30 protein-coding genes are annotated in these 16,767 nt (G+C 67.8%); 14 read left to right on the top strand and 16 right to left on the bottom strand.

All coding sequences use genetic code 11. The features are described from left to right. Positions 1-54: 54 nt before the first annotated feature. From ssb to MMSR116_RS05925, 3 genes are read right to left on the bottom strand one after another with little or no spacing between them, the layout of a single operon-like run. Entirely contained in the window at positions 55-555 is a 501-nt protein-coding gene (gene ssb, locus MMSR116_RS05935) for a single-stranded DNA-binding protein (RefSeq protein ID WP_010683236.1), read from the bottom strand. Positions 556-572: 17 nt separating this feature from the next. Further along, positions 573-881: a hypothetical protein gene (locus tag MMSR116_RS05930; RefSeq protein ID WP_010683235.1), complete on the bottom strand. Its 309-nt coding sequence runs from the start codon at positions 879-881 to the stop codon at positions 573-575. A gap of 20 nt (positions 882-901) precedes the next feature. Continuing rightward, positions 902-1,516, bottom strand: a complete 615-nt coding sequence (locus tag MMSR116_RS05925) for a hypothetical protein (RefSeq protein ID WP_158168536.1) — start codon at positions 1,514-1,516, stop codon at positions 902-904. Between the two features lie 74 nt (positions 1,517-1,590). Between MMSR116_RS05925 and MMSR116_RS05920 the strand changes: the two genes are divergently transcribed. Beyond that, on the top strand, positions 1,591-1,884 hold the full coding sequence (locus MMSR116_RS05920) for a hypothetical protein (protein WP_010683233.1): 294 nt from the start codon (positions 1,591-1,593) through the stop codon (positions 1,882-1,884). A 5-nt stretch (positions 1,885-1,889) separates the two neighbouring features. Here the strand turns inward: MMSR116_RS05920 and MMSR116_RS05915 are convergent, their stop codons facing one another. The 8 genes from MMSR116_RS05915 to MMSR116_RS05885 form a co-directional block, all read right to left on the bottom strand. Beyond that, entirely contained in the window at positions 1,890-2,393 is a 504-nt protein-coding gene (locus MMSR116_RS05915; protein ID WP_010683232.1) for a hypothetical protein, read from the bottom strand. Next, positions 2,390-2,521, bottom strand: a complete 132-nt coding sequence (locus MMSR116_RS32205; RefSeq protein WP_280178353.1) for a hypothetical protein — start codon at positions 2,519-2,521, stop codon at positions 2,390-2,392. The genes MMSR116_RS05915 and MMSR116_RS32205 overlap by 4 nt, the downstream gene beginning before the upstream one ends. Continuing rightward, entirely contained in the window at positions 2,521-2,901 is a 381-nt protein-coding gene (locus MMSR116_RS05910; protein WP_010683231.1) for a hypothetical protein, read from the bottom strand. Before MMSR116_RS05910 ends, MMSR116_RS32205 begins: the two co-directional genes overlap by 1 nt. Beyond that, positions 2,901-3,125 carry a hypothetical protein gene (locus tag MMSR116_RS05905; protein WP_010683230.1) on the bottom strand — a complete coding sequence of 75 codons (225 nt, stop codon included), beginning with the start codon at positions 3,123-3,125 and terminating at the stop codon, positions 2,901-2,903. The genes MMSR116_RS05910 and MMSR116_RS05905 overlap by 1 nt, the downstream gene beginning before the upstream one ends. A gap of 1 nt (position 3,126) precedes the next feature. Then, positions 3,127-3,357, bottom strand: coding sequence for a hypothetical protein (locus tag MMSR116_RS05900; protein WP_010683229.1), 231 nt, complete (start codon positions 3,355-3,357; stop codon positions 3,127-3,129). Further along, positions 3,357-3,659 (bottom strand): hypothetical protein, encoded by a 303-nt coding sequence (locus MMSR116_RS05895; protein ID WP_010683228.1) that lies wholly within the window; start codon positions 3,657-3,659, stop codon positions 3,357-3,359. The genes MMSR116_RS05900 and MMSR116_RS05895 overlap by 1 nt, the downstream gene beginning before the upstream one ends. Positions 3,660-3,976: 317 nt before the next feature. Continuing rightward, positions 3,977-4,780 (bottom strand): DUF4339 domain-containing protein, encoded by an 804-nt coding sequence (locus tag MMSR116_RS05890; protein WP_158168534.1) that lies wholly within the window; start codon positions 4,778-4,780, stop codon positions 3,977-3,979. Positions 4,781-4,847: 67 nt separating this feature from the next. Further along, entirely contained in the window at positions 4,848-5,558 is a 711-nt protein-coding gene (locus MMSR116_RS05885) for a S24 family peptidase (protein WP_010683226.1), read from the bottom strand. An 83-nt stretch (positions 5,559-5,641) separates the two neighbouring features. On the opposite strand from MMSR116_RS05885, the gene MMSR116_RS32350 reads away from it, so the two are divergent. Both MMSR116_RS32350 and MMSR116_RS05875 read left to right on the top strand, forming a co-directional pair. Next, positions 5,642-5,902, top strand: coding sequence for a helix-turn-helix domain-containing protein (locus MMSR116_RS32350; RefSeq protein ID WP_010683225.1), 261 nt, complete (start codon positions 5,642-5,644; stop codon positions 5,900-5,902). After that, positions 5,902-6,282: a hypothetical protein gene (locus MMSR116_RS05875; RefSeq protein WP_010683224.1), complete on the top strand. Its 381-nt coding sequence runs from the start codon at positions 5,902-5,904 to the stop codon at positions 6,280-6,282. The genes MMSR116_RS32350 and MMSR116_RS05875 overlap by 1 nt, the downstream gene beginning before the upstream one ends. Before the next feature lie 41 nt (positions 6,283-6,323). Here MMSR116_RS05875 and MMSR116_RS05870 read toward each other — a convergent pair whose 3' ends face one another. Further along, positions 6,324-6,722 carry a hypothetical protein gene (locus MMSR116_RS05870; protein ID WP_158168532.1) on the bottom strand — a complete coding sequence of 133 codons (399 nt, stop codon included), beginning with the start codon at positions 6,720-6,722 and terminating at the stop codon, positions 6,324-6,326. A gap of 218 nt (positions 6,723-6,940) precedes the next feature. Between MMSR116_RS05870 and MMSR116_RS05865 the strand changes: the two genes are divergently transcribed. The 7 genes from MMSR116_RS05865 to MMSR116_RS05835 all read left to right on the top strand — a co-directional run bounded on the left by MMSR116_RS05865 (position 6,941) and on the right by MMSR116_RS05835 (position 10,569). Beyond that, on the top strand, positions 6,941-7,225 hold the full coding sequence (locus tag MMSR116_RS05865; protein WP_039892784.1) for a hypothetical protein: 285 nt from the start codon (positions 6,941-6,943) through the stop codon (positions 7,223-7,225). A 158-nt stretch (positions 7,226-7,383) separates the two neighbouring features. Continuing rightward, the gene (locus MMSR116_RS05860) at positions 7,384-7,605 is read left to right on the top strand and encodes a hypothetical protein (protein ID WP_106428233.1); all 222 of its coding nucleotides are present in this window, start codon (positions 7,384-7,386) and stop codon (positions 7,603-7,605) included. Position 7,606: 1 nt separating this feature from the next. After that, positions 7,607-8,047: a hypothetical protein gene (locus tag MMSR116_RS05855; RefSeq protein ID WP_039892782.1), complete on the top strand. Its 441-nt coding sequence runs from the start codon at positions 7,607-7,609 to the stop codon at positions 8,045-8,047. Then, positions 8,044-8,292 (top strand): hypothetical protein, encoded by a 249-nt coding sequence (locus tag MMSR116_RS05850; protein ID WP_010683219.1) that lies wholly within the window; start codon positions 8,044-8,046, stop codon positions 8,290-8,292. The genes MMSR116_RS05855 and MMSR116_RS05850 overlap by 4 nt, the downstream gene beginning before the upstream one ends. A 163-nt stretch (positions 8,293-8,455) precedes the next feature. Then, positions 8,456-8,875, top strand: a complete 420-nt coding sequence (locus MMSR116_RS05845) for a hypothetical protein (protein ID WP_039892780.1) — start codon at positions 8,456-8,458, stop codon at positions 8,873-8,875. Further along, positions 8,868-10,001, top strand: a complete 1,134-nt coding sequence (locus MMSR116_RS05840; protein WP_010683217.1) for a DUF7146 domain-containing protein — start codon at positions 8,868-8,870, stop codon at positions 9,999-10,001. Before MMSR116_RS05845 ends, MMSR116_RS05840 begins: the two co-directional genes overlap by 8 nt. A 1-nt stretch (position 10,002) precedes the next feature. Beyond that, a complete protein-coding gene (locus MMSR116_RS05835; protein WP_039892777.1) occupies positions 10,003-10,569 on the top strand; it encodes a hypothetical protein in 567 nt (188 codons plus the stop codon). Between the two features lie 79 nt (positions 10,570-10,648). On the opposite strand, the gene MMSR116_RS05830 is transcribed toward MMSR116_RS05835, so the two are convergent. Beyond that, positions 10,649-11,269, bottom strand: a complete 621-nt coding sequence (locus MMSR116_RS05830) for a hypothetical protein (protein ID WP_010683215.1) — start codon at positions 11,267-11,269, stop codon at positions 10,649-10,651. 21 nt (positions 11,270-11,290) lie between these two features. Continuing rightward, positions 11,291-11,569, bottom strand: coding sequence for a DUF1488 family protein (locus MMSR116_RS05825; protein ID WP_010683214.1), 279 nt, complete (start codon positions 11,567-11,569; stop codon positions 11,291-11,293). 88 nt (positions 11,570-11,657) lie between these two features. Here MMSR116_RS05825 and MMSR116_RS05820 point away from each other — a divergent pair, with 88 nt between their 5' ends. The 4 genes from MMSR116_RS05820 to MMSR116_RS05805 all read left to right on the top strand — a co-directional run bounded on the left by MMSR116_RS05820 (position 11,658) and on the right by MMSR116_RS05805 (position 15,629). Then, positions 11,658-13,391 (top strand): DNA primase family protein, encoded by a 1,734-nt coding sequence (locus tag MMSR116_RS05820; protein WP_010683213.1) that lies wholly within the window; start codon positions 11,658-11,660, stop codon positions 13,389-13,391. Between the two features lie 435 nt (positions 13,392-13,826). Then, on the top strand, positions 13,827-14,639 hold the full coding sequence (locus MMSR116_RS05815; RefSeq protein WP_010683212.1) for a hypothetical protein: 813 nt from the start codon (positions 13,827-13,829) through the stop codon (positions 14,637-14,639). Positions 14,640-14,727: 88 nt separating this feature from the next. Then, the gene (locus MMSR116_RS05810) at positions 14,728-14,904 is read left to right on the top strand and encodes a hypothetical protein (RefSeq protein WP_158168530.1); all 177 of its coding nucleotides are present in this window, start codon (positions 14,728-14,730) and stop codon (positions 14,902-14,904) included. Positions 14,905-15,023: 119 nt separating this feature from the next. After that, positions 15,024-15,629, top strand: a complete 606-nt coding sequence (locus MMSR116_RS05805; protein WP_010683211.1) for a hypothetical protein — start codon at positions 15,024-15,026, stop codon at positions 15,627-15,629. Between the two features lie 221 nt (positions 15,630-15,850). On the opposite strand, the gene MMSR116_RS05800 is transcribed toward MMSR116_RS05805, so the two are convergent. Next, on the bottom strand, positions 15,851-16,123 hold the full coding sequence (locus tag MMSR116_RS05800) for a hypothetical protein (protein ID WP_010683210.1): 273 nt from the start codon (positions 16,121-16,123) through the stop codon (positions 15,851-15,853). Between the two features lie 117 nt (positions 16,124-16,240). Beyond that, positions 16,241-16,609: a response regulator gene (locus MMSR116_RS05795; protein ID WP_010683209.1), complete on the bottom strand. Its 369-nt coding sequence runs from the start codon at positions 16,607-16,609 to the stop codon at positions 16,241-16,243. Between the last annotated feature and the right edge of the window lie 158 nt (positions 16,610-16,767).

The raw sequence follows: 16,767 nt of genomic DNA, 5'->3' as shown, positions 1-16,767 counted from the left end.
GACGCGAACTCCGAATGCGATGAATGAGGGGAGGGCGGTTGGTCGGGCGGCCCGTCAGAACGGGATGTCGTCGTCCAGCTCGTAGCCGGAGCGATCCGGGCTGCCGGCCGGGATCGCGGGGCGTGACGCGCCGCCGGACTGGACGGAGCCAGGCGCGGTCTCCCGCGAGCGGGTCGTGCCGTAGCTGTCGGGATCGGGCGCGGGGCGGCGCTCGCCATCGTCCAGCAGCGTCATCTCGCCGGCGTAGCGGCGCAGCACGATCTCGAAGGCCGTGCGCTCCACGCCGTCGTTGCCCTGGTACTTGCGGCTCTGGATCTGACCTTCGAGGTAGACCTTCGAGCCCTTCTTCAAATATTGCTCGGCGACACGCCCAAGCCCGTCGTTGAAGATGACGACGTTGTGCCACTCGGTGCGCTCCTTCCGCTCGCCGGTGGTCTTGTCCTTCCAGCGCTCGGAGGTGGCGAGCCCGAAGCTGACGACGCGGTCGCCGGCTTGGGTGTGGCGGACCTCTGGGTCCCGGCCGAGCCGGCCGATGAGCGTGACCTTGTTGAGCATCGTGGGCGATCTTTCGGTCAGTGCGCTTCGGCAGGGATGGTGAAGTCGAGGGCGGCCCGGGCCCGCTCGATCGCGCAGACCAGATCGAGGATCGGGCGCACGTCCGGACGCCGCAGCAGCGCGACCGAGGCGGTCTCCAGCAGCTCGGAGGCCGCGGCCACGAGGCTGACCGGGCAGCAGTCGACGTGGCCGATCTGGACGGAGTAGCCATCCTCCGGTGTGCCGACGTCGACCGTCCCGACGAGGAAGCCGGCGCGGGGGCGCTCCTGAAGCCATTCACGGAAGGCGGTCAGGACTTCGGCTTCCTCGGCGGGACAGCGGTGCATCGGTTTCTACGGATCAGAGATCAGGACGCGCGCCGGCCGCGCTGGAGCGCCGGCAGGTGGGTGCGGAAGGTCGCGATTAATCGGTCGGCGACCTCGGCCGGCGGCAGCCAGCGCCAGACCTTCGGACCGGGCTCGATCGGCGGGGTCATCTGGTCGATCGCCCACGGTCGGGGCTTGGGTCCGCGCCGGTAGAAGTCGCGCCGCTCGGTGGCGAGCGCGCGCAGGTCCACAAGCTTCACCGCCTGGACCGTCAGTGCGTCGGGCGGGCTCAGGCCGGCGGCCACGTGGATCGCGGCGTCGTGGCGGCGCTCCAGCTCGCGGCGGACGTCGGCGATCCGGTCGGCGACCTCGTGCCCGTACAGCTTGAGCGCGAGCACGGCTGACGCTTCCTTTATTGGCGAGGTCGTGTCGCCGAGCCGGGCCTCGTGGGCGTCGTGCAGGAGCCAGTGGGCGCGCACCGCCGCCGTCGGGCACAGATCGAGCCCGATCAGAGTGTGCAGGCCCACGGACACCGGGGTCAGGCTGTTGCCGGACGAGCGGTTGAGGTGGGACAGCGCGTGGGCGATCTCAGCGAAGTCGACCTGGGTGGGGCAGGGATCGACCAATTCTACGGGCACGCCGTTGCAAGAGGGCATCCAAGTCATCGGCCGGCATCCATTTTGCAACTCAGTAGTTTCCCCACGGCTGGAACCTCGCGCAGTGAGGTGTCATGGAAGCGAAAACTGATCAGCGCGCCAACGACGCAGAATTGGCGCTCGACATGGTCGGGCGCGCCTATCTGGCGCTCGCGGTGCAGTTCGAGACCGCCAATCCCGGCGCCTTCGAAGAGGCGCAGGCCAAGGTCCACGGCTTCGTGGAGGCCAACCTCCGCTTGATGGCAGACTCGAACGACGCGGGCAGCGCGACCCCCGAAGGCGTCGCGACGCGGGTCCACGACCTGCTCACCGAGGTGGAGCGGGAAGTTGGCGAAATGAGCCGGTCGGGCACCGAGAGCGACGGCTAGCGCCATCACGCGACCTCGTCGGCGAGCTGGCGGGCGAGCGCTTGATCGGCACGGGCGTAGAGGTCGGAGATCCACGGCTCGAAGTGCCGGGCGACCGGCGTCGGCCACAGGTCGATCCGGCGGGTCGCGGCGATGAGGACGCGCTGCGCCTCCGCGGCGAACCCGGCGTCGAGATGCTCGCGGGCCAACCGACAGGACGCCCAGGCCCTCAGGGCCGCACCGGCCACGTCGCCGAGCGGCACGTTGGTGGTCGCGCCCGCGAACAGGTCCTGGTCGTAGGCGCAGATCCCCCGCAGCCGCGCCGTGCCGACGGCCGCGAACAGGATCTCACGCGTGTGTACAGGCGGATGGAGGAGAACCTCGACCAGCGCGGCGGTCGGCAGCGGCGCGACCCAGGCAACGAGGTCGCCGCCCGGCACGCGGGCACCACGCAGGTTCTCCGCGAGGCGGGCGATGAAACGCACCCGCAGGGCATCCATGAAGGCGACGGCGGACAGGCTCTCGCTCACGGGCGCGGGCTCCGGTCGGGCACGGCAGGGCGGCGGCGATGGGCGCGGGCCTGGGCTCTCAGGCGGTCGCGCACGGGCGCAGCGGCCAGCCAGCCGAGACAGAGCGCGAGGATGAGCGCGCCGTGCATCACAACCGCTCCCCGGTGACCCGGTCCGCCACGCCGCCGCCGATCAGGCGTTTAAACGGGCTGCTCTTGCCGCAGGACATCGGGCGGCGGCTGCGACCGGCGGTGAAGCCGAATGTTGCGGCGCGCTGGCGCTTGGCACGGGCGATCCGCGCGAGGTCGCCGTCGGGCCCGCGCGTCTTGACGTCGGCACACCGCGCGTGGACGATCGCGCGGTTGCCCAGATCGTTCGTGCCAGCCAGCCCAAGCGCCCGCAGATGCTCGTCGCGCGTCGGCTCGCCGGGGACGATCTCCCGCTCGCACAGGGGGCAGAGCCCCTCTTGCGCGTCGAGGAGCGCGACGCACTGGAGCGCGGTGAGGCGGGTGCGGGGCTCGATCCGCATCAGAGGGTATCCCCGGCCGCGGTCCGGTAGGCTCGGAGGGCGTGTGCGGCGGCCTCTTGGGCGACCCGGGCCAACCGCGCCAGCGTCGCCGCGTTGGCCGACGTCGCGACGGCGCAGCGCTGCCGCGCCTCGTTGAGATCGAGGCAGGCCTCTGTCAGCGCGTCGGCGTGCCGGTCGCCATCGGCGCGGGCGAGCTGCGGACTGGTCTCGGAGATGACGCGCATCTCAGCCCCCGAGCCGCTCGTCGAGCCGGGCACGGGCGACCATCGCGTTGGTGATCGCGGCGTCGAGCGCGAGGCGCAGCCGCTCGGCGTTCGCCCGCGTGTCGGTGGCGCAGGCGCCGCCCGCGAGCAGCATGAAGTTCGCCATGCTGTCGTAGGCGTAGATGCCGTGCTGGTCGGCCTTGGCCCGGGCGGTGCGCTCGGTGGCCGTCGGGATGCGAGCGGGGGCCGCCATCACGCCGCTGCCAAGCGCTCGCGGAAGCTGACGAAGGCCGACAGCATCGCCTGGGCGGCCTCCTGCGCGGCCATCATCAGGCGGCAGGCGTCGTCGGTCGTGTCGGCGGTGTAGCGCGCCTTGGCCTCTTGGAGGCCGGCGACCTTACTCAAGGCGACCGTCAGGGCGATGTCGGCGCGGGCGCGCTCGACGGAGACGGCCGTTGCCTGAGCTTCGGACCGGGCGCTGGCTTCGGCGCGCAGTACAGACACGATCGTGGGAGAGGTGGCGTGGATCGGCGCGTGGCCGATGGGGTCGAGCATGGCGGGCTCCATCGCGGGAGAGGCGATGGATAATAATTGTCACCGATATGGTGACGAGTCAACCAGACAGTCACCAAAAAGGTGACGATGGAGCCGCTCGGCCGCGCTACAACCTTGTGGAAAGTTCAAACTTCTTCGTGCATCCGTAGCTTGAATCGTCCGACGCTGCTTGAATGCATGCAACCGCCCAGCCCAAGCGAAGGACGCCTCGGTTGGCGTTGCGTCTCTCGGCGCTCGAATCGATTGCGAAGTGACGCGCGCCGCGCCAAACTAAAACGCCGCCCAGGCTAGAAAGCTGGACGGCGAAGAAAGTACGTTTAATTGATAATGTTAACGTTATAGTAGTAACTTTCTCCCTGCTCTGTAATCGTGTAGCGAACGGCAATCGTATTGCCATTGCTGGCAGCAACGCTGCCGGAACACTGCCGCGACTTATCGTTTTTTGACAATTCATTGATCGCAGTCAGATCAATCGCAGTGACACCATACATCTTGACCAAAGGAATATCACCGAAGATCTTTTTGACTTGGTTCACAGACGAGGCACTATTACATGTTGGAAGTCCGAAGCCAAGATAAACCTCACCCTTGAGAAGGCCAGGCGTCTGCCAAACCATTGCACCGAAGAAAGTGACTAACCAGATTATCAAGAATTTCTGATTTTGGAACAAGGTTCTTGAACGTTGATACAGGTAAGCCGGTATCAGCCAAAACCATCGTCCTAAATTAATGTTGTTCGGATTACGGCCAGCTTTATTAATCTTGTTAGCGTCGAGTAGACTGAGAGCTGTGTTCGCACCGAAATACGCCAGCATCACCGCTTTCCAAGAAAGTTGCGTGCCGTTGTCGGCAATCGCCCTCTCGACGACCGCACCGATTGCCGGCACGAGTGCGAGTAACCAAGCATACGCGTCAGACACGTGAGTGGTCGGAAGCGGCGGAGGTCCTGCGATGTCGGCGGCCATCAATTCAGTATCGCCGGCCCGCCGCCAAGTGGTGCCGAAACTAGTGTTCCAAACAAGTGTTTCCGGCGCTATATCGCCAGCCGAAATTAAGGACTGCATCTTCTCGGCGATTACAGGTCCAAGACGCTCGCCGCCTCGTTCGTAATACCAATCCATCCCGAGCCCCATTTTTGCTTATTATAGAATTTATTCTAGTAAGCAAATTCAAGTTCGTCTTGCGCTCTCAAGCTCTGCCTCGGGCCTGCCGTTGTGAGGGTTTTTTTAAGCGCGCCTCATTCACCGCCTCCATTTGAATGCGGCGCTCGATAATGCGCCATTCGTCTGCCGGAATGATCGCGGCGATGCGCGCGACCCATTCGACCCTAACATCCCTCATCGTTGGGTAGGCTTGGTTGAGGCTAATCAGGTCAAACAGGTTTGGCTTCGATCCTTGGTGGAGGATCTTGAGTTGGCGCCCGTGCTCCGTAGTGCCGACGGCGACCCGTCGGCCGATGTGCTGTGCGACCTCCTGGGTGTGTGCGCGACAGATGATGACCGTGTCTGGCTCGAAAATGGGCAGCATCGAATCGCCGACTACCTGATATGCGATCGAGGCATCCGGAACCTGAACCATCGTCTCGACTTCGTACCGTACACTCGGCTCGGCTTGTTCGCTTGACGTATCAATCGCGCCGCCGGCTCCGATCTTCCCTCCTAGAAAGACACGTGTCGGCTTCGCTTCGTTCAGCAGTAAGAGGGCCGCGGCTGAGGTGTTGAGAATCGGCGCAGCGATATTAGCAACTTCTGGCGGCAAACGGCGCTCTCCCTTGGCCCAGCGCGAAACATCCTGCTTTGTCGCACTGAGGCGACGTGCAAGGTCTGTGGGACCGATACCTGCCCGCTCCATCGCGGCGGCCAGCCCATTTGGAAACTTCTCCGTCACGCCGGTCAGCATGTCGCCAACTCGGTGACATCGCGAGCATCCAAATCGGTGACAGCCTCTTGCATAGTCACCGATTTGGTGACACTCTGCCAAGCATGAAGCTGACGGCCTATCTCGGTGAGCACGCCATCTCCGACTCCGCATTTGCGGAGCGGATTGGCGTCACGCGGCAGTCGCTCTGGCGCTACAAGTCTGGCGAGCGCCGACCAGATTGGGATGTGCTGGAGCGAATCGCCCAGGAAACTGCCGGTCACGTCACTCCCAACGACTTCTTAGATGAGGCCCCTCCGGCCGTAGTCGACGCGCATGCGTCCGAAACCCTAGCCCACCCCCATCCTGCAGGAGCGCCCCTCTGATGCGCTTCCTCTCGATGTTCATGCGCGATCTGCTGAGCCCTAACCTCGCGGATCGCGCGGCCGCCTTCACGGCGCCCCGTGCTCAGAAAGTCGTCGATCTGGCCGATCGCGCTTTGAACGAACGGAGCAATCTGGCGCCGGTCGACGATGCGGCTCCGACCTCCGCACGCACCTGGACCCTGGAGACGGTCCGCACGTCGTCCGGATCGCCGGAGATCGTCGTGCGGCTGATCGGCGACGCCGGACGCAGCTATCGCGTCGCGCTGTCGCCGAGCCTTGCCGCGGGCCTGTGCGGCGCGCTCGGGCACGCGTTGGCAGAAACCTTCAACGTGACCCCGCGCCCGGCGCCCGGGATGACCGTCCGCCGGGAGGACCGCTGACGTGCGCTCCTTCGCCTTCGCCCCCGGCACAATCGTCAGCATCAGTTGCGGGTTTGCCGAAGACGCTCAGCTATCTGAGCTTGCAGTCGGCGTTGCCAGCGCATGGCTTCCCGCAGACTTACCCGAATCTTCACACCCTGCCCGTCGCCTGTGCGCAGGTGATATTGAAGATCATGCCCAGGCCGATCGGACGGCTCGACGTCCACCTGCTCGACTTCGGCTTCTGGTGGGTGATCCCGCGAGATCCCGATGGATGGAAATTCATCGGCTTGCTGGGGGAGGGCGCCCATGAGCCCGTCCATCAAGGCCTCAGCATCGGCAGCCGAGAACAACAAGCCCATCGTCTGTCCGAAGGCGGTCACGCTCACCGCGATCTTTCCGTCGACTTGCTTGACCCAATTCAAGCGCTCGATGGGTGCAGCCGGCACCTCGTCTGTCATTTCAAGCTCCATCGGTCCTCGCCCTTCCGATGGTAGGGGGCCGGGCGGGTCTGTCGAGCACAGCTCTCGCCAGCCCGCCCCGGTCTGCCCGCACGCCTCGCATCCACCGCAGGTCAATCTGCGCCTCGCGATCGGCCTACTCGTCGGCCTGCCGATCGGCGTGGCTCTCTGGTACGCGCTCGCCCGCCTCACGCTCGCCCTCATGGGAGGGCTGTAGCGTGGCCGATTCCATCCTTCCCCCTTCGTCCGCCGACCAGTCCCAGACCTGTCCGGTCCGCGGCGAGGCGGCGGCCGGGGCGATCCCCTCACGATCCCCGGTCGCCCGTCTGATCCCCGATCCCTTCGGCCTGTCGACGCCGGATGGATCCTTGCGCCTGTTCGTCTGCCATCCCGCCGGCCAGCGCGAGCTGCGCGTGCAGATCCGCGGCGAGGCCTTCGACGTCGCGATCGACGACGACGCCCGCGACTGGCTGATCGACCTTTTGACCGGAGCAGCGCGATGACGCGCCCGGTCGACCAAGCTCCGCTGCGCGCACTCCCTGGAGCAGCGGAGGCGCCGGACCGGCGTGCGAGACTCGGAACTGACCGGAGCCGGGCGGCTCCGGTCCCTTTCGAACCCACGCTGCCGCCGCGCCTCGACCCCGGCCCGACCCTGTCGCGCGTGACGGCCGAGGGCGACGCGTGGTTCGCCTATCGCTGCGCCTTGCTCGCCCAGATCTGCGCCGCGCTCGAATCCAACGGCGCCGCGCTGTTCGATGATCTCATCCCCGAGACGGCGGCCGTTCTCTCCCTGAGAGCGGCCGCTTCGTCTCCATACCCGATCGCGTCGGCGGGAGCCCGCCAAGGTCTGCCGACCGCGATCATCACCGGAGCCGCGTCCTGACATGGCCGCCGGCTCCGTCATCGCCCCTCCTTTCGCGAGCACCGCTTCTCCGATGCACACAGCATCGGAGAAGCGCGTGCGACAGTCCCGCCCGAATATCGGACAATTGTCCGGGATTGATCATGAAATTATCGCCGCGCGGGTCGCCGCGTTCCTAAAGCACAGGCATCCGCACAACACCGCAAAGTACGTCGCCCGCGAGATCGACGTGCCGCGCGATACGGTCGCCAAATGGATCGAGCGCGGCTCGGCACCGAACGCCGAGGGCATCCTCAAGCTGATCGCGGTCTACAAGACCGACCTGCTGATCGCGCTCTTAGGCGGCGCGGAGCAGTGGCTCGCGGTCGCCGCGTGGCACGAGCGCCGCGCCCGGTTCGAGGCCGAGCAGGCCGCGTTCCTGGCCGAGATGGGCCCGCTGCTCTTCGGGGAGGATCAGCCGTGATCCGCGCCCTCAAATGGCTGTGGCATCGCGCCCGCGGCAACCGCTGGGCCGCTCGCGCCCGCCACCACATGCGCCTCTCGCGCCTGGAGTTCGATCTGAATCGGGCCTGCGCCGAGCGTGCCCGCCGCCACTTCGCCCGCGCTGACGAGCTGTACCCGCCGCCGCCGCGCGGCCCACCCGATCCCCAAGACCCGGCGGACGGCGACACAGCCGCCGCCCAACGCGACGGGCCACAGATCCGCTGAGCGGACCGGCCACCGTCTCCCGCCACGTCAGCGCGGGACCGATGATCCTCGGGGGCTTTCCGAGACACGCATCGCACGACCCGCGACCCGATGAGGCCGGCGGTCGGCTTCGCTGTGTCCGGAGACCCCCGAGGCGCCCCGCAACCCCTCACGGTCAGACGCCATGGCCAAGCGCCGCTCACCCCTCAGCCCCCGCCTCGTCGAAGCCGACGCCGAGCCGCGTCGCCACGCGCGCCCCGCCCGTGGACGGGACGATCGGACGCGCGCGGCCCGGCTCGGCACCGAGGGCGACACGCTGCCCGGCGCACAGCTCACGCGGTCGCAGCAGCAGGCCCTGCGCACCGTCACCCTCCTGGCACGCGCGGCCGCCGATCGGATGGCGGTCGAGCTGCGGGAGGCCCGGGCCGACCAGCACCGCTCCGACGTCGCCCGGGCCCAAGCCATTGTCGCCCTGGCGCAGCTCCACGAACGCTACGCCGCCGCCCTCGACCGCCTGCGCGGGGCCGACGTGCGCCTCGCCGTCTTGGAGGCGCAGAACGGCCTCCTGCGCCTGCACCTCGGCCGGGGAGGCGACCATGGCTGATCTGGCGCACACGATCGCCTTCGAGGCTTGGGTTGACGAGGCGCGAAGCGTCGACCTCGCCGGCTACGCCCGCGACCGCGTCGCCCTGCGTCGGTCCGGTTCCGAGTGGTCCGGCCCGTGCCCGGGGTGCGGCGGCCGCGACCGCTTCTCCATCTCCACCCGCAAGGGCGTCTGGCACTGCCGGCAACTGGAACGCGACGGCGCCAAGCCCGGCGGCGACGTGATCGCGCTGGTCCAGCACGTCGAGGGCTGCGACTTCCTCCGCGCCTGCGAGATCCTGACCGATCGGCCTGCCCCCGGGCGCGACATGCCCGAGACCGAGGCGGAGCGCGCCGCCCGCCGGGACCGGCAGCGGGCGCAGGCTGCCGCGCGCGAGGCCGCCGCCGCCGAGGAGGCCGAGGCCGAGGCGCAGCGGCGCTTGGCCGAGCTGAAGCGCGCCCGCGCCTTCTGGGACGCGGCGGTCCGCGATCTCAGCGCGACCCCGGCCGCCGCCTACCTGCGCCTGCGTGGCCTCACCGCACCGCCCGGCGCTCGTCTTCGCTTTCTGCCGCGCCACCCGCTCTACACCCGCCGGGAGGATCCCCGCGGCCGGCCGACCTTCGCTCGCGTGCACGAGGGTCCGGCGCTCCTCGCCGGTATGATCGGGCCCGACGACCGCTTCGCCGGCGTGCACCAGACCTGGATCGACCTCGCGGATCCCGACGGCAAGGCCCGGATCGCCGACCCGGTGACCGGCGAGATCCTGCCCGCCCGCAAAGTCCGAGGCACGAAGCGCGGCGCCCGGATCGAACTGGTGCGCCGGCCGGAGCCCGAGACACTGATCCTCGGCGAGGGCCTGGAGACCTGCCTGTCGGTGCGCGAGGCCCTGCTGCGCAAGGGCGAGCCGCTCGCCGAGGAAGCAGCGCTTTGGGCGACGCTCGACCTCGGAAACCTCGCGGGCCTCACCCCGGTCCCGGACAGCGTCCGCAGACTGATCCTCTTGGGCGACGGCGATTCCGATCCAGCCGCCACCGCCGAGGCGCTCGCCCGCGGGTGCGCCCGCTACGCCCGCCCCGGGCGCCACGTCGGCATCGCCTGGGCCGAGCCCGGCCGGGACTTCAACGACATGCTCCGGAGCGCCGCTTAGGATGGACGCGCTTGTGATGATGGCCCCGATGGAGCTGCCGCCGATGAACCCGGAGATCCGGGCCGGCGGCCTGCCGATCCGGCTGCTCGCCGAGGACGCGATCCGGCGCGCCCGCGCCGCGATGGCCAAGCGCGCCGCACCCGCGCCCGTGCCGGCCGCCCCGGTCGAGCCGCCCGAGCTGCCGCCGGTCGAGGATCCCGTCGCGCCGCCACCGGCCGTCCCGGTCGCCGTCGTGGCGGTGGTCGCGATCGCCGCGCCCGTCGCCGACGGCCGCGCCCTCGAGCAGACGCTGCGCGGCTTCACCCTCCTCGACCTCTACGTCGAGGCGCGCCGCGCCGCGCTCGATGCCGCGTTCCAGCATGAGCACCTCGAAGGCCTGGCCGCGGGCCGCACCTATGGGGACAAGCAGCTCCAGCCTGGCTTCCTCACCCCCGAATCGTACCGGCTCGCCGCCGCCGAGGCGAAGCGTCGGGCCGAGATGGCCGGGGCTCTCGTGGATTTCCTGCGCGAGCTGCTCGGCCGCGAGGGTGCAATCGCCGGCTTATTAGCGGACGTCGACCGTGTCTGAAACTCCGTCCCGCTTAAACGGCGGCGCCGCAAAGCCAGCACCGTTGTGCCGCCACCGTGGAGCACTCGCTCTGATCGGCTCAGCGCCTGCGGATCAAGCCGCGCACGTCGACCTGACGCGCTTCCGTGGGATTGCCGAGCAACTGGTAATCGACGCGGACACGGACCTCCTGATCTGTTCCGGACAAATCAGGGTCGCCCTCATCGGTGATCATCAGACGGATGACGTCAATCACCGCGCCACCCACCGGGTCGCGGCCCTGGATCCAGCGATTGAAGGCGAAGGTCGATCCGTCGATCTGGTCGACCCTGATCCCCTTCGCGCCGCCTTTTCCGATTTCGAACTCTGCCGGAATGAAGCCTGCACGGGGCGAAATAATTTGGATCCGACGCAAGCTGATGGGCCGTCGGTTGTAGTTCTGGATGCGGAGAATGCCATCCTCCAGGTCTCCAGCGCTACCGTCGAAGCTGGTGTCCCATTCGAGGAAGAAATCGGGATCAAGGTCGCCGGTCGCGGCCGCAACCTGCAACCGATTGGCAGCCACCTGTCGCTGCAAAAGGATCGCGGCAATGATGGCACTGGCCAACGCCAGGATGCCCGACAGGAGCGTCTGATAGCGGTTCAGCCAGAACTCGACGCAACCGGCTGCTTGTCCGTCCGTAATTGCCTTCTGCACGAAGGTCAGATCACACACATTCATCGTTGGTCCTTCTGCGACCTCTCAGCCGAAATCCGGGTCGTCGAGGTGGATCCACCCATCCTGGGCGCCTTCTCGCTCGTATTTCTCGGCCGCCGCATCCTCCACCACGAGGTGGTAGCGGTGGAACAGGTCGAGCGGATCAAACGGCTGGCCCTCGACCGCGAACAAGTGGTGCAGCGCCTCGAACGTCACCCGACAAGGGACCAGCGCGTCGCCGTCAAGCATGGCGAAGCGGACATGCGCCCCGGTCTCTTGGTCGATCACGGCCGAGCCGGACGCCGCGTAACTCTCCAGCGCCATCGGACGCCTCCCGAGTTCCGGGCCGCGATCGCGCCGCCCTCTTCGCCGGTCAACCGGCGCCCGCACGCCTGTATCCAGTGAGCCGCCCGTGAGCGTCGACGATCCCACCGACCGCATCGTGCGCGCGATCGAGAACGCAGCCACGCCGGACGCCTCGTCCGCTGAACCGGTCGACGCGTGGCCGCCCTACGATGACGCGGATGAGCCTGAGCCCCCGGAACCCCCGCGCGATGGCGAGGCGGTGGGCGAAACCCTCGCTCACTGTGCTGGGCTCGAACAGAACGACACCGACAACGGCCAGCGGCTGCTGGCCCACTTCGGCCACGAGCTGCTTCACGTGCGCGAGGTCGGCTGGCACGTCTGGACCGGTCAGCGTTGGCAGCGCGACGGCGGCGACGAGGCGGCCGTGCGGCTCGCTCAGCGCACCGCCAAGCGCATCCACCTGGAGGCCGATCACATGGCCGCGCTCCCGCACGAGCTGCGCGCCATCCGCGCCGGCGAGCCGGCGCTGTCCAAGCCCGAGAGCGCGCGCAGCGAGGGCGACAAGGCGCTGATCCGCGACGCCGACGACGCGCGCGACGCCCTGAAGAAGCGCCAGATCAGCCGCCGGAAGTTCGCGGTCACCTCCGGCAACGGCGGCCGTGTGAGCGAGATGATCCGGCAGGCTCTGCCGCATAAGACGAAGGCACCGACCGACCTCGACGCCGACCCGATGCTGCTCAACCTGGAGAACGGCACGCTGCGGTTCGCCAAGGTCGAGGATCCGGAAAACCCGTGCGAGCACTCGCGCCGGCTCACCCTAGAGGTCGAGCGGCTCGACCACGACCGCACGCACCTCAACACCAAGATGGCGCCCGTAGCCTATGATCCGGAGGCGACCTGCCCGAACTGGGAGGCGTTCCTGGAGCGCTTCCAGCCGAAATCGGCCATTCGGCGCTTCCTGCAGGCCTATCACGGCCTCGCGCTCACCGGTCAGACCGGGCAGCAGTGCTTCATCTTCAACTACGGCACGGGCGCCAACGGCAAGTCGACCTTCTCCGAGGCGATCGCCGCGCTGATGGGCTCGTACTCTGATCTCCTGAACGCAGAATCGCTCACTGGCCAGGGGCAGCGGCGCGGCGACCAGGCGACGCCCGACTTCGCCGACCTGCCCGGCACGCGCTACCTGCGCATCTCCGAGCTGCCGCGCGGCGAGCCTTTGAAGGAAGCGCTGGTCAAGTCACTCACCGGCGGCGAGGAGATCAAGGCACGCCACCTCAACAAGGGCTTCTTCAAGTTCTGGCCGGTGTTCAAGGCCTCGATGTCGGGCAACGACATGCCGTCGATCGGCGGCGTCGACAACGGCATCTGGCGCCGCGTGCGCCTCGTGCCGTGGGAGGTCACGATCCCCGACGACGAGCGTCGGCCTATGGACGAGGTCTTGGCCGAGTTCGCCACCGAGCGCCCCGGAATCCTCAACTGGCTGATCGAGGGCCTGCGCATCTACGTCACCGAGGGCCTGCAGGTGCCGGCCGAGGTACAGCAGGCCACAGCCGCCTACCGCGAGGAGATGGACCCGATCGCGGCGTTCGCCGCCGACTGCATCATCCGTGAGCCCGGCGCGTCGGAGACCGCCCGCACCGTCTACGAGGCGTTCGTGTCGTGGTGCATGGCCAACGCCGTGCGCCCCTGGAAGGAGACCGCCTTCGGCCGGGCGATGCCGCACAAGGGGTTCGAGCGCGAGAATGGCCGCGTGCGCCGCTATCTCGACATCCGCCTGCACGACGTGCCGGCCCGTCCCGACGAGCGGCCGGGACAATCGGGTATCGACCGCTACGAGTGAGCCGCTACGCATCTGCCATGCGTCGATCCCCGCAGCCCCTGATGATGGGAGAACCAACCCTCGAACCTTCGCGGCAGCACTCGCGAGAGAGGATGTCGCGCGGTCGGCCGGCGCGGTGTGCGAGGGTTTCGAAGGTCGCGAGGTTCTAAGCGAGCGATCTATAACCCTCGCGACCCGATTTTTATTCAACCCGTTCACCGGCTTGGCGTCGCTTACGCGAAGGTTGCGAAGGTTTCAGCGTCCGCGCCCGCGTATGAGAAGGGGCTACGGGGAGCCAATTCGATGTTGATTCACATATAGACCGGTCTTTGACCTTCGCAACCTTCGCAAAATATCAACTAAGTCACTGCCAAATAAAAGAGGATCGGTTTGCGAAGGTGCGAGACAACGTTCGCTCCACCTTCGCAACCTTCGCAGCAGGGCAGGGGCGGCACCATGGCATCCCGTGAAGTGATCGACATCGAAGCCCTGCTGATCCGGACCTACCGGGAGAAGCAGGTCGACCGCCGTCACGTGGGCGACGAGCGCTCTGAGCGCGCCGTCGAGCGCCTGATCCTGATGGGCTACCCGAGCGCGGGCGGCGGCTTCGGCGGTGAGCGCGTCGACCGCTCACCCTTCTCGACCAAGCGCATCGCGATCGAGCGGCGCCTGTGGGGCGATGTGCAGCTCGTCGCCGACCCGCTTCTGCGCGTCCACGACGCGGTGCTGGCGCTGCCGGACTTCTTCCTCGAGCCGCTCGACGACATGGACTTCGCCGTGTGGGATCGTGAGACGGCCGCCCAGCATGGCCACGCGATCAAGGAAGCGCCGCACGGGGCGACCTTCACGATTCGATCCGGCGAGCACGCGCCGCGCCGGGTGACGCGCCTCCTGCCCGCGCCGATCCTGATCCGGTGCGCGCGCTCGGCCGAGCGGCCGGAGCCGAGCCCGGTGGTCGGCTATCGGGGCCGGGCGCTTTACGATCATCGCAAGCACGTCTGCGGCTACGAGACGGAGTGGGAGACGCCGCGCCACGTCGTCGTGGCCGAGCGGGCCGAGTACGCGGTCTGGCACGCCTGCCTCGACATGCTCGCTCAGGAGTTCCGGGTGACGCTGCCGGAGCTGGTCGTTCAGCGCCCGGCCGCCCCAATCACGCCGTGGCTCGACACGCCCGACGTCCTGCCAATCCCGTTTTCACGCAAAAAAGCGACGGAGGCCGCCCACGGGGCGCACAGCAAGCTTGACAGTGCGGAAAACGCTTGCGTATAGTGTGATGGTCGAGAAGTCTGACGCGAGCCCTGGCGCACCCCGCCGGGGCTTTTTGCTGTCCGCGACCCATCCATCCTGGGAGGCCGCCATGAGCTGCCGCTGCGCCGAGCGCCGCGTCGCCCTCACGGGCCTCGCCCGCGCGCTGGGTCGGGCGGACGCGCGGACCGCAGCGCGCAGCGCGCACGACTTCGCCCGGTCGCTGAACCGGGACGCTCAGGAGCTGGCTGCCCGGCTGGCGCGCTCGCCGCGCCCGCCTCGCTCCTGAAACCATGCCTTTCCGAGACGCTGGCCAACGCCCTCCTCGCATCCCAGCAGAGGCGCACGGCCGCGCCCCTCGACCGCCTGATCCACGGGCGGTCGAGGGTTCAATCCCCGAGGTGCGAGATGGGCGGCCTGTTCGTCACCCTCGACGCCTCGGCGCTCGCCCGGCTGGGCAACCAGATCGGTGCGGCCGGCAAAGGCGCGCCCCTGGCGCTTGCCCGGGCGATCAACCACACTGGCGCCAAGGCCCGGACCCAGATGGTGCGCGCCCTCGTCCCGCAGACGGGGTTGAAGCGCAAGACCATCGTCAAGGCCTTGCGGGAGAGCAAGGCGAGTGCGGGATCGTTGACGTATGCGATCAAGTCGCACGGCGGCAACATCCGGCTCAAGCACTTCGGGGCGCGGGAGACGCGCCAAGGCGTGAGCGCCGCCCCGTGGGGCCAGCGCAGCGTCTACGCACACACGTTCATGAAGGCCGGCTGGTGGCCGAACCGGGTCACCAAGGGCAACTGGAACGGGCAGGTGTTCGAGCGCGTGGGCAGCAAGACCCAGACGCAGCACGGCACCAAGGGCCGCGGCGGTATGGACCGCTTCACGGTCGTTCGTTCCGGACTGTTCATCCCGGACGAGATGGTCCAGGGCGCGTCGGCCGCGGCGTTCAACGCGACGGCGGCTACGGACCTGCCCGCCCGGCTTGAGCATGAGCTGGGCCGCATCCTCGGCGGGTGACGGGAGGGGTGGCCCGCGGGTCCCTCCCCCGGTCGACCGACCATACGGGCAGGAGGCCCCGGCATTTCGCCAGTGAGGCCGGTTTCAACCTGACCTGACACCCCTGACACCCCTGACAGGACACCCGGACATCCTCAACGACGGCGACCCCGACACCCTGTTCGCACGCCTCGACTTCGTGGTGCGTCGCATTGAGCGCGCGGCCTAAGCCATCATTGCAGCTAGCTCAGCTTCAGCTTGCGAACGAGCCTGCGGTTCTGGAACATCAATTGGAAATTGCCGCGGTCGCCCGGGTAGATCAGGACTTTCGTCTCAAGGTCACCGAATTTGCTCTCGGCCGTGACGTCGCCGACGCATCCCAGCAGGTTTGACACCCGCGAGATGGCCCAGTCGAGGCGGATCGCTTCGAACTGATCGAGCGTCATCCGGCAGTTCGGCTCGGCCGAGGCACCGGTCGGGATCAGAAAGGCGAGAGCGATTACAGCGGCGCGCATGGGTTCCAGCTCTGGTGGCGCGGCACAGCTATATGGCGCTCAGTCCGGTTTCAACGTGCACGTGCAATACGCTGTGGAAGCGTCCGCAGGCGAACCCGTCGAGCCTGCTCGCAGACCTCAATGCAGCTGCAGAACCTGCAATGCCTTGCGCACCAAGCGCTCGCCGCACGGCTTGGCGATGAAGTGCGCTTCGTCAGGTAGCAGCGCGGCCTCGTGCGGCATGCAGCCTGAACACACGATGATCCGCGTCGCCGGCCAACGGGCGCGGACCGCGTGCACGAGATCGCAACCATCCATGGTGCCGGGCATGTTCACGTCAGTGTAGAGGAGCGCGACGCGCTCATTTGCCTCTAAGTGCAGGAGGGCACCCTGCGCGTGCTCAGCCTCCAAGACGTCGAAGCCCAAGGCCATCAACATCTCGGCAGCCGCGACACGGGTGAGTTCCTCATCCTCGGCGAGGACGGCGATAGGGCGGAATCCAGACATGGATCAACAAAGCGGACGGCCGTCGCGCGTTTCAGCGTGGCCATGAATTTTCTGATCGCCGACGCTGGTGGAACCTTGGCCGTGCTCGCGGATTCATTCTGCAGCGAGCCGGCGATCTCAGCCCCCGATTCCCGTGGCTCATCCCTTCGCCCGGCCCT

Origin of the sequence: Methylobacterium mesophilicum SR1.6/6, assembly GCF_000364445.2 — a bacterium.
GTDB classification, from domain to species: Bacteria; Pseudomonadota; Alphaproteobacteria; order Rhizobiales; family Beijerinckiaceae; genus Methylobacterium; species Methylobacterium mesophilicum_A.
The sequence above is the reverse complement of the archived record's forward strand: the minus strand, read 5'-3'. Positions and strand labels throughout refer to the sequence as shown.

Excerpts from the sequence above, each read along its gene's own strand:
- ssb (WP_010683236.1), bottom strand. The coding sequence starts at position 555 with ATGCTCAACAAGGTCACGCTCATCGGCCGGCTCGGCCGGGACCCAGAG.
- MMSR116_RS05930 (WP_010683235.1), bottom strand. The coding sequence starts at position 881 with ATGCACCGCTGTCCCGCCGAGGAAGCCGAAGTCCTGACCGCCTTCCGT.
- MMSR116_RS05925 (WP_158168536.1), bottom strand. The coding sequence starts at position 1,516 with ATGCCCTCTTGCAACGGCGTGCCCGTAGAATTGGTCGATCCCTGCCCC.
- MMSR116_RS05920 (WP_010683233.1), top strand. The coding sequence starts at position 1,591 with ATGGAAGCGAAAACTGATCAGCGCGCCAACGACGCAGAATTGGCGCTC.
- MMSR116_RS32205 (WP_280178353.1), bottom strand. The coding sequence starts at position 2,521 with ATGCACGGCGCGCTCATCCTCGCGCTCTGTCTCGGCTGGCTGGCCGCT.
- MMSR116_RS05910 (WP_010683231.1), bottom strand. The coding sequence starts at position 2,901 with ATGCGGATCGAGCCCCGCACCCGCCTCACCGCGCTCCAGTGCGTCGCG.
- MMSR116_RS05905 (WP_010683230.1), bottom strand. The coding sequence starts at position 3,125 with ATGCGCGTCATCTCCGAGACCAGTCCGCAGCTCGCCCGCGCCGATGGC.
- MMSR116_RS05900 (WP_010683229.1), bottom strand. The coding sequence starts at position 3,357 with ATGGCGGCCCCCGCTCGCATCCCGACGGCCACCGAGCGCACCGCCCGG.
- MMSR116_RS05895 (WP_010683228.1), bottom strand. The coding sequence starts at position 3,659 with ATGCTCGACCCCATCGGCCACGCGCCGATCCACGCCACCTCTCCCACG.
- MMSR116_RS05890 (WP_158168534.1), bottom strand. The coding sequence starts at position 4,780 with ATGGATTGGTATTACGAACGAGGCGGCGAGCGTCTTGGACCTGTAATC.
- MMSR116_RS05885 (WP_010683226.1), bottom strand. The coding sequence starts at position 5,558 with ATGCTGACCGGCGTGACGGAGAAGTTTCCAAATGGGCTGGCCGCCGCG.
- MMSR116_RS32350 (WP_010683225.1), top strand. The coding sequence starts at position 5,642 with ATGAAGCTGACGGCCTATCTCGGTGAGCACGCCATCTCCGACTCCGCA.
- MMSR116_RS05875 (WP_010683224.1), top strand. The coding sequence starts at position 5,902 with ATGCGCTTCCTCTCGATGTTCATGCGCGATCTGCTGAGCCCTAACCTC.
- MMSR116_RS05870 (WP_158168532.1), bottom strand. The coding sequence starts at position 6,722 with ATGACAGACGAGGTGCCGGCTGCACCCATCGAGCGCTTGAATTGGGTC.
- MMSR116_RS05855 (WP_039892782.1), top strand. The coding sequence starts at position 7,607 with ATGGCCGCCGGCTCCGTCATCGCCCCTCCTTTCGCGAGCACCGCTTCT.
- MMSR116_RS05845 (WP_039892780.1), top strand. The coding sequence starts at position 8,456 with ATGGCCAAGCGCCGCTCACCCCTCAGCCCCCGCCTCGTCGAAGCCGAC.
- MMSR116_RS05840 (WP_010683217.1), top strand. The coding sequence starts at position 8,868 with ATGGCTGATCTGGCGCACACGATCGCCTTCGAGGCTTGGGTTGACGAG.
- MMSR116_RS05835 (WP_039892777.1), top strand. The coding sequence starts at position 10,003 with ATGGACGCGCTTGTGATGATGGCCCCGATGGAGCTGCCGCCGATGAAC.
- MMSR116_RS05830 (WP_010683215.1), bottom strand. The coding sequence starts at position 11,269 with ATGAATGTGTGTGATCTGACCTTCGTGCAGAAGGCAATTACGGACGGA.
- MMSR116_RS05825 (WP_010683214.1), bottom strand. The coding sequence starts at position 11,569 with ATGGCGCTGGAGAGTTACGCGGCGTCCGGCTCGGCCGTGATCGACCAA.
- MMSR116_RS05815 (WP_010683212.1), top strand. The coding sequence starts at position 13,827 with ATGGCATCCCGTGAAGTGATCGACATCGAAGCCCTGCTGATCCGGACC.
- MMSR116_RS05810 (WP_158168530.1), top strand. The coding sequence starts at position 14,728 with ATGAGCTGCCGCTGCGCCGAGCGCCGCGTCGCCCTCACGGGCCTCGCC.
- MMSR116_RS05805 (WP_010683211.1), top strand. The coding sequence starts at position 15,024 with ATGGGCGGCCTGTTCGTCACCCTCGACGCCTCGGCGCTCGCCCGGCTG.
- MMSR116_RS05800 (WP_010683210.1), bottom strand. The coding sequence starts at position 16,123 with ATGCGCGCCGCTGTAATCGCTCTCGCCTTTCTGATCCCGACCGGTGCC.
- MMSR116_RS05795 (WP_010683209.1), bottom strand. The coding sequence starts at position 16,609 with ATGTCTGGATTCCGCCCTATCGCCGTCCTCGCCGAGGATGAGGAACTC.